Here is a 14,243-nt window from a genome sequence, read left to right as displayed (position 1 = left end):
GCAACACATTCAGCGCCTGTGAGATCGAGCGCCGCCCGCGCGGCGCATCGCGAGCTGCGCTCGCTCCTACGTTTGTTTCGGGCCAATTATGCCTGTGGGATTTGCGCGCGAACGCCTTGGCGCATGGCGCGATATCGCGTCGTACAAACAAGCGCATCGCGAGCTGCGCTCGCTCCTACGTTTGTTTCGGGCCAATTATTTCTGGGGGATTTGCGCGCGAGCGCCTTGGCGCATGGCGCGATATCGCGTCGTACAAACAAGGCGGTCGCGCGCGCCTATCACAGGCGTGACTGGCCCGAAACAAACGTAGGAGCGAGCGCAGCTCGCGATGCGCCGCGCGGGCGGCGCTCGATCTCACAGGCACTGCAAAGGTGATGGCGGACACATCTCATAGCCAACGCCCTCTCAAAACAGCCCCCCCTACAACAGCAACAACCAAACCCCAAAAACAAAGCGGGGAGGCCTGACGGCCTCTCCGCTTTGCTTACCCACCTTAAAGGCTAGGGAATGCAAACTGCGACGCTTCATGGCTGGCCCGCTGTGGCCAACGCTGGGTAATTGCCTTACGACGGGTATAGAAGCGCACACCATCCGGACCATAGGCATGCAGGTCACCAAACAGAGAACGCTTCCAGCCACCAAAGCTGTGGTAGGCCACCGGCACCGGCAGCGGTACGTTGACACCCACCATACCCACCTCGATCTCGTCGCAGAACAGACGGGCCGCTTCACCGTCACGGGTAAAGATGCAAGTGCCGTTGCCATACTCGTGATCGTTGATCAGCTGCATGGCCTGCTCCAGGCTATTAACCCGGACCACGCACAGCACCGGGCCAAAGATCTCCTCTTTATAGATGCGCATCTCCGGGGTCACCTTGTCGAACAGGGTGCCACCCACGAAGTAGCCATCTTCATTACCTGCCACACGGAAGCCACGGCCATCCACCACCAGCTTGGCGCCAGCAGCAACACCGTCATCGATGTAACCCACGACCTTGTCACGCGCTGCCGCAGTCACCAGCGGGCCCATGTCCAGGCCACACGAGGTGCCGGCACCAATCTTCAGCGCCTTGATCTGTGGCTCCAGCTTGGCAATCAGGGCATCGGCCACTTGGTCGCCTACGCACACGGCTACCGAAATGGCCATGCAACGCTCGCCACATGAACCGTAAGCCGCGCCCATCAGGGCACTGACTGCGTTGTCCAGGTCGGCATCCGGCATCAGCACCGCGTGGTTCTTCGCGCCCCCCAAGGCTTGTACACGCTTGCCACGCTTGGTGCCTTCGGCATAGATGTACTCGGCGATCGGGGTAGAACCCACGAAGCTCAGTGCTTTCACTTCCGGTGCTTCAATCAGCGCATCCACCGCTTCCTTGTCACCGTGCACCACGTTGAGGATGCCCTTCGGCAGCCCGGCTTCCAGCAGCAACTGGGCAATGTACAAGGTCGAGCTCGGGTCACGCTCGGAAGGCTTGAGGATGAATGCGTTGCCGCAGGCGATGGCCAGTGGGTACATCCACAGCGGCACCATGGCCGGGAAGTTGAATGGGGTGATACCGGCAACCACGCCCAACGGCTGGAAGTCGGACCAGGCGTCGATGTTCGGACCGACGTTGCGGCTGTACTCACCCTTCAGCACTTCTGGGGCTGCACACGCGAACTCGACGTTCTCGATACCACGCTTCAGTTCGCCGGCGGCGTCTTCCAGGGTCTTGCCATGCTCTTCGCTGATCATCTGCGAAATCTTGGCTTCGTTCTGCTCCAGCAGTTGCTTGAAGCGGAACATCACCTGGGCACGCTTGGCCGGTGGGGTGTTGCGCCAGGCCGGGAAGGCAGCCTTGGCGGAATCGATCGCTTCCTGAACAGTTGCGCGGCTGGCCAGTTCGACCTTGCGAACGGCCTGGCCAGTGGACGGGTTGAAGACATCGGCGGTGCGCTCACCTTTGGTAACCAGTTCGCCGTGAATCAGGTGCTGAACAATGCTCATGCAAAACTCCAGATAAACATAGGAGAACCAGGCGCCCGCAGCGGGCATGCGCCTGGCATCAAAATCGGAAAGATCAGTCGATCAGGTTCAGGGTTTCGCCTACAGCATCGAACAGACGGTCCAATTCCTGCGGCTTGGTATTGAAGGTTGGGCCGAACTGCAGGGTGTCGCCACCAAAGCGTACATAGAAGCCCGCTTTCCACAGTTTCATGGCCGCTTCGTATGGGCGAACGATGGCGTCACCGTCACGGGCGGCGATCTGGATGGCGCCGGCCAGGCCGTAGTTGCGGATATCGACGATATTCTTGGTGCCCTTCACGCCGTGCAGCAGCTTCTCGAAATGCGGCGCCAGTTCAGCAGCAGACTGCACCAGGTTTTCCTTCTGCAGCAGGTCCAGCGCGGCGATACCGGCGGCACAGGCTACCGGGTGCGCCGAGTAGGTGTAGCCGTGTGGGAATTCCACGGCGTATTCCGGGGTCGGCTGATTCATGAACGTCTGGTAGATCTCGCTGCTGGCAATCACTGCGCCCATCGGGATGGCGCCGTTGGTCACCTGCTTGGCGATGCACATCAGGTCCGGGGTAACGCCGAAGGCTTCCGAGCCGGTCATCGCGCCCATGCGGCCGAAGCCCGTGATCACTTCATCGAAGATCAGCAGAATGTTGTGCTGGGTGCAGATTTCACGCAGACGCTTCAGGTAACCCTTCGGCGGCGGCAGCACACCGGCCGAACCGGCCAGCGGCTCGACGATGACTGCTGCGATGTTGGAGGCATCGTGCAGCTCGATCAGCTTGAGCATTTCGTCAGCCAGAGCGATACCGCCCTCTTCCGGCAAGCCTTTGGAGAAGGCGTTCACCGGCAATACAGTGTGAGGCAGGTGGTCGACGTCCAGCAGCTGACCAAACATCTTGCGGTTACCGTTGACGCCACCCAGGCTGGTACCCGCGATGTTCACGCCATGGTAACCACGGGCACGGCCGATGATCTTGGTCTTGGTGGCCTGGCCTTTCAGGCGCCAGTAGGCACGAACCATCTTCAATGCGGTGTCGGCGCATTCGGAACCGGAGTTGGTATAAAAGACGTGATTCAGATTGCCCGGAACCAGCTCGGCGATCTTTTCCGCCAGCTGGAACGACAGCGGGTGGCCGAACTGGAATGCTGGGGAATAGTCCAGCGTACTCAATTGGCGGGTCACCGCGTCAGCGATTTCCTTGCGAGTGTGCCCTGCGCCGCAGGTCCACAGGCCGGACAGGGCGTCGAAGATCTTGCGCCCGTGGTCATCGACCAGGTAGTTGCCTTCGGCCGCCACGATCAGGCGAGGGTCGCGCTGGAAGTTGCGGTTGGCGGTGTAGGGCATCCAGTGGGCGTCCAGCTTGAGCTGGCTGGCGATACCGGCAGGGGCGGTTTCGGGCATGTTCATCGGCGGTTCCTCGGAAGACGATTAGGCAACGATGTATCTTGTTGCAGCTAAATTGGCACGGCGATAGAGTCAGAAAAAGCCTACATTTCTAATCTTCAGACAGGCCGAGACTAAACTAATGAGCCGACGACCCGATCCACTCGCCCAAGTCAGCGACTTCGACATCCGCCTGCTGAAGATCTACCGCAGCGTCGTCGAGTGCGGTGGCTTCTCGGCTGCCGAGAACGTACTGGGCATTGGGCGCTCGGCCATCAGCCAGCAGATGAACGACCTTGAGCAACGCCTCGGCCTGCGCCTGTGCCAGCGCGGACGCGCCGGTTTCTCGCTGACTGAGGAAGGCCGCGAGGTCTACCATTCAGCCCTGCAACTACTCAGCGCGCTGGAAAGCTTCCGCACCGAGGTCAACGGCCTGCACCAGCATTTGCGCGGCGAGCTGAACATTGGTCTGACCGACAACCTGGTGACCTTGCCGCACATGCGTATCACCCATGCCCTGGCGGAACTCAAGGACCGTGGCCCTGATGTGCGCATCCAGATCCGTATGATCGCCCCCAGCCAGGTCGAGCACGGCGTGCTCGATGGCAGCCTTCACGTTGGCGTCGTACCCCAGACCAGCCCGCTTTCGGGGCTTGAGTACCAACCGTTGTACAGCGAACGCTCGCTGCTGTACTGCGCCGTCGGCCACCCGCTGTTCTATGCCGATGACCAGCAGATAGACGACGACCGCCTCAATAGCCAGGAAGCCATCACCCCCACCTTCCGTCTACCCGCCGAAATCCAGGCGCATTACCAGGCGCTGAATTGCACCGCCAGTGCTTCTGACCGCGAGGGCATGGCGTTTCTGATCCTCACCGGGCGTTACATCGGCTATCTGCCCGACCACTACGCCATGTTCTGGGTACAACAAGGCCGTTTGCGTGCGCTCAAGCCCAAGGAGCGTTTTTATGACCTGAGCCTGAGCTGGGTTACCCGCAAAGGCCGGCGCCCCAACCTGGTGCTGGAAAGCTTCCTCGAAAGCCTGGCTGCGACACGTTGATGCCAGTCTGTGCCGCAAACGCTTGTCACTTCGGCACAGGCAGGTAATCTTGTCCCACAGCCGCAGCCACTGCCTCGTACGGAATCGCCCATGACCCTAGAAGTCCCTGCGCATCGCCTCTCCGCCTCGGGCAAGCCCGCGGGCCGTATCCGCCAGAAGAACGAACAGGCCATTATCCAGGCCGCCGAAGATGAATTCGCCCGCCATGGTTTCAAGGGCACCAGCATGAACACCATCGCGCTCAAGGCGGGGTTGCCCAAGGCCAACCTGCATTACTACTTCACCAACAAGCTGGGCCTGTACATCGCCGTGCTCAGCAATATCATCGAGTTGTGGGACAGCACCTTCAACGCCTTGAGCGTCGATGACGACCCCGGTGAAGCCCTGAGCCAGTACATCCGTACCAAGATGGAGTTCTCCCGGCGCAACCCGCAAGCTTCGCGCATTTTCGCCATGGAAGTGATCAGCGGTGGCACCTGCCTGACCGAATACTTCAGCGCCGATTACCGCGAATGGTTCCGCGGCCGTGCTGCGGTCTTCCAGGCCTGGATCGAAGCAGGCAAAATGGACCCGGTCGACCCGGTGCACCTGATCTTCCTGCTCTGGGGCAGCACCCAGCACTATGCAGACTTCGCCACCCAGATTTGCCAGGTGACTGGCCGCAGCCGCCTGACCAAGCAGGACATGGAAGACGCGAGCAACAACCTTATCCACATCATTTTGAAGGGCTGCGGCATCAAGCCGGCTGCCTGACCGTCCTTTATGCCTTCTACCCTGCTCGACCTCTGCGAATACCGCGAGGAAATCCGCAAAAGCCGCTTCATCACCCTCGCCGGGCCAATCAGCAGTGCCGCCGAAGCGATGAGTTTCATCGAACGTCATAGCGACCTGGCCGCAACCCACAACTGCTGGGCCTGGAAACTCGGCGCGCAGTACCGCAGCAGCGACGATGGCGAACCCGGCGGCACCGCTGGGCGGCCGATCCTGGCGGCCATCGAAGCGCAGGACTGCGACCAGGTGGTGGTGCTGGTGATCCGCTGGTACGGCGGCATCCAGCTGGGTACCGGCGGCCTGGCCAGGGCCTATGGCGGCGGCGCCAACAAGTGCCTGCAACAGGCGCCCAAGCGCCTGCTGGTACAGCGCAGCAATTTCAGCTGCAGCTGCAGTTTCAGCGAGCTGGCGCTGGTGAAGCTGCGCCTGGCCGAGGTTGACGGCCTGGTCCTGGATGAACAGTTCACCGCCAATGGCGTTGACCTGCTGATTGCCCTCGGTGACGCCCACCTGGAGCCATTGCAACAGCAACTGGCGGATCTGAGCCGCGGACGTATTTTGCTCGAAGCACGCTGAACATTGCCCACAACAACTGTGGGCCTGCCTGTGGATAAGCTTGGGGCATTCTCTTGCAGGCTAGTGATTTCAAGGCCTTCAGGGCTTTGATCATATTTTGATCACGATTTGATGACCGCCGTAAACTGCTGAATGCGCGCGACTTATCCCCAGCGAGCCTCCCATCCAAGCCGCACCCCGCTTGCTCACCTTGCACACAATAACTGTGGACCAGCTTGTGGATAACCCGTGCGCCAACAGGCGAAGCGCCCGGCCCCGCAAGGCCCGGACATAACTGATCATTTTTTGACCACAAGCAAACCAGGCACGCGTATCCGCCGTGACGTATGCTCAATTCCTTTCTCCTACACCGATAAAGGAATGTTCCTATGGCCAATTCAAGAACTGCCCTCATCATCGGCGCCTCGCGCGGGCTTGGCCTGGGCTTGGTACAACGCCTGCACGAAGACGGTTGGCACATCACTGCCACCGTCCGTAACCCGCAGCAGCCCGGCGCCCTGGCGAACGTGCCCGGCGTGCGTATCGAGCAGCTGGAAATGAACGACACCGTTCAGCTCGACAGCCTGAAGCAACGCCTGCAAGGCCAGGTGTTCGACCTGATATTCGTCAACGCCGGGGTCATGGGCCCCTTGCCGCAAGACCTGGAGGCCGTAAGCAACAGCGACATTGGCGATCTGTTCATGACCAATGCCGTAGCGCCGATACGCGTGGCTCGCCGCCTGGTGGGTCAAATACGTGAAGGCAGTGGTGTGCTGGCCTTCATGAGCTCGATCCTGGGAAGCGTTACCATCCCCGACGGTGGCGAAATCTGCCTGTACAAGGCCAGCAAGGCGGCACTGAACTCGATGATCAACAGCTTCTTCGTTGAGCAGCAGCGCCCGGACCTGTGCGTGCTGGCCATGCACCCAGGCTGGGTGAAAACCGACATGGGTGGCGAAAACGCCGATATCGATGTGCTCACCAGCACCCGCGGCATGATCGAACAGATCAAGGCCCAAAGCGGCAACGGCGGCCTGCGTTTCATCAACTACAAGGGCGAACCCTTGGTCTGGTGATTCACCAGGTCGCAGCCCGGCTGGGCGCATTGCCCGGCCGGCCCCTGTAGAATGGCCGCAACCGTACCTGATTGAGATGAACCACTATGTATGACTGGTTGAACGCCCTGCCCAAGGCCGAACTGCACCTGCACCTGGAAGGCTCACTGGAGCCCGAGTTGCTGTTCGCCCTGGCCGAGCGCAACAAGATCGCCTTGCCCTGGGCCGATGTGGAAACCTTGCGCGGTGCCTATGCCTTCAACAACCTGCAGGAGTTCCTCGACCTGTACTACCAGGGCGCCGACGTGCTGCGCACCGAGCAGGACTTCTATGACCTGACCTGGGCCTACCTGCAACGCTGCAAAGCCCAGAACGTGATACACACTGAACCCTTCTTCGACCCACAGACCCATACCGACCGTGGCATTGCTTTCGAAGTGGTGCTCAACGGCATCAGCCAGGCGCTCAAGGATGGTCGCGAACAACTGGGCATCAGCAGCGGCCTGATCCTCAGCTTCCTGCGCCACCTCAGCGAGGATGAAGCGCAAAAGACCCTCGATCAGGCCTTGCCGTTCCGCGATGCCTTCATTGCCGTTGGCCTGGACAGCTCGGAGATGGGCCACCCGCCAAGCAAGTTCCAGCGTGTGTTCGACCGCGCCCGCAGCGAAGGCTTCGTCGCCGTTGCCCACGCTGGCGAAGAAGGCCCACCCGAGTACATCTGGGAAGCCCTCGACCTGCTGAAGATCAAACGTATCGACCATGGCGTACGTGCCATTGAGGACGAGCGCCTGATGCAGCGCATCATCGACGAGCAGATCCCGCTCACGGTGTGCCCGCTGTCCAACACCAAGCTCTGCGTGTTCGAGCACATGAGCCAGCACAACATCCTCGACATGCTCGAGCGTGGTGTGAAAGTCACGGTCAACTCGGACGACCCGGCCTACTTCGGTGGCTATGTCACGGAGAACTTCCACGCTCTGCACACCCACTTGGGCATGACCGAGGACCAGGCACGTCGCCTGGCGCAGAACAGCCTGGATGCACGGCTGGTCTGAGTAGCATGAAGACGTTGCGCTCAACCGACCTGCAACGTCGCCACGCGGGCGATGCGATTGATCTGCTGGATACCCAGCGCCGAAATATGCAATGCCCGCGTGTCCTCTAACTCGCGCATCCAGCCAGATTGCAGGAACAACCTGAACAAGGCCTGGCCAAGTACGCCCCCCAGGTGAGGGCCCTGGTCATTCCACTCGGTGCAGCGGCAGATCACGCAACCTCGTTGCTGGTGTGGCGCCAAGGCATCGATGTATACCCCGACCAAGGCCAACTGCGCCCGCCCCTCGTCACTGACCATCAACTGCCGACCGCTGCCTTCCAGCCAGCCGGCCACCACCATGCGATGATATAGCTCACTGGCCAACTCCCCACCCAGATGATCGCCACAACGGCGCGCCCGGCGCATCGACATGGGCAGTGACGATACTGGCGCTTCGGCACGCTCTCCCCTGGCGCTTTCCAGCTGCACGCTGGCCAAGGCTTCTACCGCCGCTCCGACCTGCGGGGTTGCCAGGCAAAAGTAGCGTTTGCGGCCCCTGGCTTCATGCTTGAGCAAGCCGGCCGACGACAGCAACGAAAGGTGTGCGCAGGCGGACGATGAAGTCAGGCCAGTCATTATCGCGAGTTCATTGGCCAATCTAGGTGTGCCATCGATCAATGCCCACAACATGGCACTGCGCTTGGGATCGGCCATCAGGCTGGCGATCTGGCTGATACTGCTGGCTGCGTTCATGTCCTTGTAACTCCCTGCAATTTCACGGTGGGGATGCGATGGCCAACCCTGCCAGGGAAGCGCCTCTCGCTGGCACTGGCCTGGTTCGCCAGTATAAGCCGCAGAAAAACGCCGGTCAGACGACCACGTGCCACCCTACCCAAGATGAAAAACCACTGGGTATATCTACCCATGGCAAGCAGCAAAGCGGCTTCGAAAAACTCCTCGGCACCAAGTCAGCCAAGGCACCGGTACGCCCACACCGCCACGCTGAAACATCTTGATGAAAACAAACTTGCAGCCATTTCAGATGTGGCCCACAGCAACCTTCCACAAATAGCGCAAAACAAAGCGAAGGTTCTGGGGCTTTACAGGCATTGCGCCCAAAGCAGGAAACACCGCCAGGAAAATGCACACACTTACCGTCAGTCAGGACGCTGAGCCGTCTCATGGCAGGCTGGCGGGCCAGCGCTACACTTGAGCCGCTGCCCTTCCTGGAGGTATGCCGCGATGAAAATTATCGTAAGTGCGTCGAGCCGAAACCCCGCCTGCCCCTGGCAAGTCCAGCTCGATCAGCATGTGGTCAGTTTCCGCAGCGAGGCCGAGGCGCGCGCCTTCGTCGCCACGCTGGAAACCCGGCTGCAGGCACCTCACCCGCTCATGCGGGAGCCTTGGCCTGCAAACGCCGGGTCAACAGCGCAACACTGACCACCAGCGCCCCGCACAGGCTGATCACGATTGCCATGGGCACCGCACTGCCATCATGCAGCAGCCCGACCAGTGCCGCCGCGCCCGCAGCTACGCTGAACTGCACACAGCCCATCAGTGCCGAGGCGCTGCCGGCACGCGCGCCCTGTCCACTCATGGCGCAGGCCGAAGCATTGGGAATGATGCAACCAAGGCTGGCGATACAGATGAACAGCGGCACCAGTAGCGGCCACAACTGCGCAGGGCGCAAGGCCGCCACGCCCAGCAGCACCAGGCCCGCAACCAGATACAGCCACACCGCGCGTCCCAGCAGGAAGGCCGGCCCGCGTTTGGCCAGCAGGCGGGCGTTCACCTGCGCCACCAGAATAAAACCTGCGGCGTTGGTGCCGAACAGCCAGCCGTAGTGCTCAGCGGGCACGCCATACAGTTTGATGAACACGAAAGGCGAACCGGCGATATAGGCAAACATGCCGGCAATGGCGATACCACCGGTCAGGGCATGGCCGAGGAAAACCCGGTCAGCCAGCAGCCGCAGGTACTGGCGCAAGGCGCCAGACAGCGGCTGGCGCGGTATATGCTCAGGCAGGCTTTCCGGCAGGCCCAGGCTTACCGCCAGCAGGCAGCCGGCACTGAACAAGCTCAGAGCGAGGAAGATCGACTGCCAGCCGGCCAGATTCACCAGCACCCCACCCAGCATCGGTGCCAGGATCGGCGCGAGGCCCATGACCAGCATCAGTTGCGAAAACACTTTGGCTGACGCTACCGGATCGCACTTGTCGCTGACGATGGCCCGCGAAAGCACCATACCGGCACAACCACCCAGTGCCTGGATGAAACGCGCCACCACCAAGGTATCGAGGTTGGGGGCGTAGGCACAGGCCAGTGATGCCAAGGTGAACAGCGTAACGCCGAACATCAGCGGTTTGCGGCGGCCAAAACGGTCGGCAACCGGCCCATAGGCCAGCTGCCCGATAGACAGGCCCAGGAAGTAGGCGGCCAACGTGGCCTGGACGTGTTTTTCATCGGTGGCGAACGCTTGCGCCATGGCCGGGAAGGCTGGCAGGTAGAAGTCGATCGCCAAGGGCCCAAACGCACTGAGTGCGCCCAGGATGAGCACCATTCGCAGGTTCATCAGGAATCCATAGCAGGCTAAGCAAGTGGCTGATTCTACCTGCTGTGGACCCTATCGATGTGAAAACATTTGCAACACTGTTACCCCCGGCGGGAGCAATCAGGTCTTCAGGCGAGTTCGGCCTGATACCCCTCATCCCGAATCGCAGTGAGAATCTGCTCCTGCGCCAACTCGCTCTGCACACGCACCTGTTTGCCCGCCAGATCAACTTCCACCCTGGCTGCCGCATCCTGCTCCTGCACCGCGCGGGTCACGGCTTTCACACAATGGCCGCAGGTCATGCCTTGTACATTGAACACTTGCATAGGGGTTGCCTCCTTCAGGTTTTCCACAAGTCTCAAGCTTGCCATCAGGGCAAGGTCAAGCCCTCCCTGCAACACCCGGGGTGGAAATCCGCGTCCGCGTCGGCCAAGCTGCGCCTTTGACGATCAGGCAAGCAGGAGATTTTTCATGTTCAGGGCAGCATTGGGCGTCGTCGGGCTATTGGGCGCGCTGGCTGTGGTGCCACCGGCCTTCGCCGAGGGCAACTCAGCCTACAGCGTACTGATCATTTCCCGGGAGCGCCTGGAAGTGGCCACCAATTGCGAAATCGGCGTGTACCTCAACGACCAGCTTTCCGGGCGCGTTTTCCAGGAGCAGTCCACCTCGTTCAACCTGCCGCCTGGCCCGGTGGATGTGCGCCTGCGCCTGCTACCTGGGCAAATGCCGGGTTGCGCAGCAGGTATAGAGGACCAGCGCAGCACGCGGTTGAATCTGCAGGCGGGCCAGATCAACAAATACCGCATCGCCATGGGGCAATATGGGCTGGAGTTGAAACGAGCCGACCTGGGCTATTGACCTTGCCTGCGTGGCAAGGTTGATGCTGGAGGCCTGTCCAAGGAGGAGAGCCATGCCCGCATCCACCACATACGACCTGCCGATCTCCGGCATGACCTGCGCCAGCTGTGCTGGCCGGGTCGAGCGCGCCCTGCGCAAGGTCGCCGGCGCTGAACAGGTCAGCGTAAACCTCACCACTGAAAAAGCCCGGGTTGTAGCCCCGCCTGCCAGCCTGCCAGCGTTGGTCGAAGCCGTGCGCGAGGCCGGCTACGGGGTACCAACCCGCACCCTCGAACTGCAGATAGGCGGTATGACCTGCGCCAGTTGTGTCGGCCGCGTAGAGCGCGCCCTGGGCAAAGTGCCGGGGGTCGGGCAGGTCAGCGTCAACTTGGCCAGCGAACGCGCACACCTCGAAGTGCTTGCGGCCCTGGATGACAACCTGCTGATCGACGCTGTGCAAAAAGCAGGCTACAGCGCCAGCCTGCCACAATCGACCAAGGACGACCAAAGCGCTGTCCAGCGACGCCTGCGCAACGAGCGCCTGGCAGTTGGTGCAGCCTTGCTGTTGGCCCTGCCGCTGGTATTACCCATGCTGGTACAACCGTTCGGCTTGCACTGGATGCTACCCGCCTGGGCGCAGTTCCTGCTGGCCACCCCCGTGCAGTTCATTCTCGGTGCCCGCTTCTACATTGCAGCCTGGAAGGCCGTGCGCGCCGGTGCCGGCAACATGGACCTGCTGGTAGCCCTGGGCACCAGCGCTGGCTATGGCCTGAGCCTGTACCAATGGGCACAGGCTCCCGCCGGCATGGCCCCGCACCTGTACTTCGAAGCCTCGGCCGTGGTGATTGCCCTGGTATTGCTGGGCAAGTACCTGGAAAGCCGCGCCAAGCGCCAGACCGCCAGTGCCATCCGCGCCCTCGAAGCCCTGCGCCCGGAACGCGCCGTGCGTGTGGTCGACGGCCTGGAGGAGGACGTGGCGATCGCCCAGTTGCGCTTGGGCGACCTGGTACTGGTCAAGCCCGGCGAGCGCTTCCCGGTCGACGGCGTGGTCGAAGACGGCAGCAGCCACGCCGATGAGGCCCTGATCAGCGGCGAGAGCCTGCCAGTGCCCAAGCAACCCGGCGACAGCGTCACCGGTGGCGCCATCAATGGCGAAGGCCGGCTGCTGGTGCGTACCCAGGCGCTGGGCACCGAGACCGTGCTGGCGCGCATCATCCGCCTGGTGGAAGACGCACAGGCCGCCAAAGCGCCGATCCAGAAGCTGGTCGACCGTGTCAGCCAGGTGTTCGTCCCCGCTGTGCTGGTACTGGCCCTGATCACCCTGATTGGCTGGTGGCTGGCGGGGACACCGCTGGAAACCGCGCTGATCAACGCCGTCGCCGTGCTGGTCATTGCCTGTCCCTGCGCCCTCGGCCTGGCCACGCCCGCCGCGATCATGGCCGGCACCGGGGTCGCCGCCCGCCACGGCATCCTGATCAAGGATGCCGAAGCCCTGGAGCGTGCCCATGCGGTCAACCGCGTAGTGTTCGACAAAACCGGCACCCTCACCTCCGGCAGCCCGCGGGTGGTTCACAGCCAGGCGCTGGACGGCAACAGCACCGACCTGCACCGCCTGGCCGGCGCCCTGCAACGCGGGAGTGAACACCCGCTGGCCAAGGCGGTGCTGGTGGCCTGTGCAGAGCAAGGGCTGGACGTGCCAACCGTTGCCGACAGCCAGTCGCTGACCGGGCGCGGCATTGCCGGTCGCGTTGAAGGCCGTGAACTGGCGCTGGGCAACCGCCGACTGCTTGACGAAAGCGGCCTGCAGCCCGGCGAATTGGCCGCCCAGGCCCAGGCCTGGGAAGCCGAAGGACGCACACTGTCGTGGTTGATCGAACGCGGTACGCAAGCAAGAGTGGTGGGCCTGTTCGCCTTTGGTGACAGCCTCAAGCCCGGCGCCGCGCAGGCCATCGCCACCCTGCACGCCCAACACATCAGCAGCCACCTGCTGACCGGTGACAACCGTGGCAGCGCCAGAGTGGTTGCCGAGGCCCTGGGCATCGACGATGTGCATGCCGAAGTGCTACCGGCCGACAAGGCCGCAACCGTGACCGCGCTCAGGCAGGATGGTGTGGTCGCCATGGTTGGCGATGGCATCAACGATGCACCGGCGTTGGCCGCGGCCGACATCGGCATTGCCATGGGTGGCGGTACCGACGTGGCCATGCAGGCCGCCGGCATCACCCTGATGCGTGGCGACCCGCGCCTGGTGCCCGCCGCGCTGGAAATCAGCCGCAAGACCTACGCGAAGATCCGCCAGAACCTGTTCTGGGCATTCATCTACAACCTGATCGGCATCCCGCTGGCCGCGCTGGGTTACCTCAACCCGGTACTGGCGGGTGCCGCCATGGCCATGTCCAGCGTCAGCGTCGTCAGCAACGCACTGTGGCTCAAAACGTGGAAACCCACCAGCAGTACCCAGGAGGCGCCATGAATATCGGTCAGGCCGCCCGCCGCAGCGGGCTCAGCACCAAGATGATCCGATACTACGAATCCATCGGCCTGCTCAAACCGGCCACACGCAGCGACAGCGGCTACCGGCTGTACCAGGCGGAGGACCTGCACAACCTGGCCTTCATCAAACGCTCCCGCGATCTGGGCTTTTCCCTTGAGGAGGTCGGCAAGTTACTGACCTTGTGGCAGGACCGCCAACGTGCGAGCGCCGATGTGAAGGCGCTCGCCATGCAGCACATCGATGAACTGAACCGGCGCATCGAGGAACTGGTGAGCCTGCGCGACACCCTCGGCGAACTGGTTTCGCATTGCCAGGGCGACGACCGCCCGGACTGCCCGATCCTCAAAGACCTGGCCAATGGCGCTCCTGGCAACTGCTGTCACTGAACTGCCACGAGCTTTTGGTATGCCATAAATGTCCAAACACGACCGAATAGTCACCAACCACGACTTTATCCAATAAATACAGGCGTTTTGGCTTCATTAAACCCGGATGCTGCCG

Annotated in this window: 14 protein-coding genes; 9 read left to right on the top strand and 5 right to left on the bottom strand. The window is 62.0% G+C overall.

From position 1 onward, the window contains the following. Nucleotides 1-493: 493 nt before the first annotated feature. Both QCL51_RS02835 and QCL51_RS02830 read right to left on the bottom strand, forming a co-directional pair. Complete coding sequence (locus tag QCL51_RS02835) at nt 494-1,987, bottom strand: CoA-acylating methylmalonate-semialdehyde dehydrogenase (protein WP_003255276.1); 1,494 nt, start codon at nt 1,985-1,987, stop codon at nt 494-496. Between the two features lie 73 nt (nt 1,988-2,060). Beyond that, nucleotides 2,061-3,407 carry an aspartate aminotransferase family protein gene (locus QCL51_RS02830; RefSeq protein WP_021783990.1) on the bottom strand — a complete coding sequence of 449 codons (1,347 nt, stop codon included), beginning with the start codon at nt 3,405-3,407 and terminating at the stop codon, nt 2,061-2,063. A gap of 118 nt (nt 3,408-3,525) precedes the next feature. Between QCL51_RS02830 and QCL51_RS02825 the strand changes: the two genes are divergently transcribed. The 5 genes from QCL51_RS02825 to QCL51_RS02805 all read left to right on the top strand — a co-directional run bounded on the left by QCL51_RS02825 (nt 3,526) and on the right by QCL51_RS02805 (nt 7,879). Continuing rightward, a complete protein-coding gene (locus QCL51_RS02825; RefSeq protein WP_021783989.1) occupies nt 3,526-4,443 on the top strand; it encodes a LysR family transcriptional regulator in 918 nt (305 codons plus the stop codon). 90 nt (nt 4,444-4,533) lie between these two features. Further along, nucleotides 4,534-5,196, top strand: a complete 663-nt coding sequence (locus QCL51_RS02820; protein ID WP_003255279.1) for a TetR/AcrR family transcriptional regulator — start codon at nt 4,534-4,536, stop codon at nt 5,194-5,196. A gap of 9 nt (nt 5,197-5,205) precedes the next feature. Continuing rightward, the gene (locus QCL51_RS02815) at nt 5,206-5,790 is read left to right on the top strand and encodes a YigZ family protein (RefSeq protein ID WP_338444583.1); all 585 of its coding nucleotides are present in this window, start codon (nt 5,206-5,208) and stop codon (nt 5,788-5,790) included. A gap of 368 nt (nt 5,791-6,158) precedes the next feature. Next, a complete protein-coding gene (locus QCL51_RS02810) occupies nt 6,159-6,845 on the top strand; it encodes an SDR family oxidoreductase (RefSeq protein ID WP_021783987.1) in 687 nt (228 codons plus the stop codon). Between the two features lie 86 nt (nt 6,846-6,931). After that, entirely contained in the window at nt 6,932-7,879 is a 948-nt protein-coding gene (locus tag QCL51_RS02805) for an adenosine deaminase (protein WP_021783986.1), read from the top strand. A 20-nt stretch (nt 7,880-7,899) separates the two neighbouring features. On the opposite strand, the gene QCL51_RS02800 is transcribed toward QCL51_RS02805, so the two are convergent. Next, nucleotides 7,900-8,613 (bottom strand): helix-turn-helix transcriptional regulator, encoded by a 714-nt coding sequence (locus tag QCL51_RS02800; protein ID WP_021783985.1) that lies wholly within the window; start codon nt 8,611-8,613, stop codon nt 7,900-7,902. 489 nt (nt 8,614-9,102) lie between these two features. Here QCL51_RS02800 and QCL51_RS02795 point away from each other — a divergent pair, with 489 nt between their 5' ends. After that, nucleotides 9,103-9,300, top strand: coding sequence for a hypothetical protein (locus QCL51_RS02795; protein ID WP_003255284.1), 198 nt, complete (start codon nt 9,103-9,105; stop codon nt 9,298-9,300). On the opposite strand, the gene QCL51_RS02790 is transcribed toward QCL51_RS02795, so the two are convergent. Together QCL51_RS02790 and QCL51_RS02785 are read right to left on the bottom strand one after the other, a co-directional pair. Beyond that, complete coding sequence (locus tag QCL51_RS02790) at nt 9,251-10,432, bottom strand: multidrug effflux MFS transporter (RefSeq protein ID WP_003255285.1); 1,182 nt, start codon at nt 10,430-10,432, stop codon at nt 9,251-9,253. The genes QCL51_RS02795 and QCL51_RS02790 overlap by 50 nt on opposite strands. Nucleotides 10,433-10,539: 107 nt before the next feature. Further along, entirely contained in the window at nt 10,540-10,737 is a 198-nt protein-coding gene (locus QCL51_RS02785; protein WP_014589568.1) for a cation transporter, read from the bottom strand. Between the two features lie 145 nt (nt 10,738-10,882). On the opposite strand from QCL51_RS02785, the gene QCL51_RS02780 reads away from it, so the two are divergent. Genes QCL51_RS02780 through cueR form a run of 3 tightly spaced genes read left to right on the top strand, consistent with a single transcriptional unit; the run spans nt 10,883 to nt 14,128 of the window. Then, nucleotides 10,883-11,269, top strand: coding sequence for a hypothetical protein (locus QCL51_RS02780; protein WP_021783984.1), 387 nt, complete (start codon nt 10,883-10,885; stop codon nt 11,267-11,269). A gap of 52 nt (nt 11,270-11,321) precedes the next feature. Further along, entirely contained in the window at nt 11,322-13,721 is a 2,400-nt protein-coding gene (locus QCL51_RS02775; RefSeq protein ID WP_103463359.1) for a heavy metal translocating P-type ATPase, read from the top strand. After that, a complete protein-coding gene (gene cueR / locus QCL51_RS02770) occupies nt 13,718-14,128 on the top strand; it encodes a Cu(I)-responsive transcriptional regulator (RefSeq protein ID WP_021783982.1) in 411 nt (136 codons plus the stop codon). The genes QCL51_RS02775 and cueR overlap by 4 nt, the downstream gene beginning before the upstream one ends. The last annotated feature ends 115 nt before the right edge of the window (nt 14,129-14,243 follow it).

It is taken from the genome of Pseudomonas sp. LTR0 (genome assembly GCF_036630035.1).
Lineage (GTDB): Bacteria > Pseudomonadota > Gammaproteobacteria > Pseudomonadales > Pseudomonadaceae > Aquipseudomonas > Aquipseudomonas putida_Y.
The sequence above is the reverse complement of the archived record's forward strand: the minus strand, read 5'-3'. Positions and strand labels throughout refer to the sequence as shown.

What these genes read in the sequence shown, in the direction of transcription:
- QCL51_RS02835 (WP_003255276.1), bottom strand. Translation starts at nt 1,987, where the DNA reads ATGAGCATTGTTCAGCACCTGATTCACGGCGAACTGGTTACCAAAGGT.
- QCL51_RS02830 (WP_021783990.1), bottom strand. Translation starts at nt 3,407, where the DNA reads ATGAACATGCCCGAAACCGCCCCTGCCGGTATCGCCAGCCAGCTCAAG.
- QCL51_RS02825 (WP_021783989.1), top strand. Translation starts at nt 3,526, where the DNA reads ATGAGCCGACGACCCGATCCACTCGCCCAAGTCAGCGACTTCGACATC.
- QCL51_RS02820 (WP_003255279.1), top strand. Translation starts at nt 4,534, where the DNA reads ATGACCCTAGAAGTCCCTGCGCATCGCCTCTCCGCCTCGGGCAAGCCC.
- QCL51_RS02815 (WP_338444583.1), top strand. Translation starts at nt 5,206, where the DNA reads ATGCCTTCTACCCTGCTCGACCTCTGCGAATACCGCGAGGAAATCCGC.
- QCL51_RS02810 (WP_021783987.1), top strand. Translation starts at nt 6,159, where the DNA reads ATGGCCAATTCAAGAACTGCCCTCATCATCGGCGCCTCGCGCGGGCTT.
- QCL51_RS02805 (WP_021783986.1), top strand. Translation starts at nt 6,932, where the DNA reads ATGTATGACTGGTTGAACGCCCTGCCCAAGGCCGAACTGCACCTGCAC.
- QCL51_RS02800 (WP_021783985.1), bottom strand. Translation starts at nt 8,613, where the DNA reads ATGAACGCAGCCAGCAGTATCAGCCAGATCGCCAGCCTGATGGCCGAT.
- QCL51_RS02795 (WP_003255284.1), top strand. Translation starts at nt 9,103, where the DNA reads ATGAAAATTATCGTAAGTGCGTCGAGCCGAAACCCCGCCTGCCCCTGG.
- QCL51_RS02790 (WP_003255285.1), bottom strand. Translation starts at nt 10,432, where the DNA reads ATGAACCTGCGAATGGTGCTCATCCTGGGCGCACTCAGTGCGTTTGGG.
- QCL51_RS02785 (WP_014589568.1), bottom strand. Translation starts at nt 10,737, where the DNA reads ATGCAAGTGTTCAATGTACAAGGCATGACCTGCGGCCATTGTGTGAAA.
- QCL51_RS02780 (WP_021783984.1), top strand. Translation starts at nt 10,883, where the DNA reads ATGTTCAGGGCAGCATTGGGCGTCGTCGGGCTATTGGGCGCGCTGGCT.
- QCL51_RS02775 (WP_103463359.1), top strand. Translation starts at nt 11,322, where the DNA reads ATGCCCGCATCCACCACATACGACCTGCCGATCTCCGGCATGACCTGC.
- cueR (WP_021783982.1), top strand. Translation starts at nt 13,718, where the DNA reads ATGAATATCGGTCAGGCCGCCCGCCGCAGCGGGCTCAGCACCAAGATG.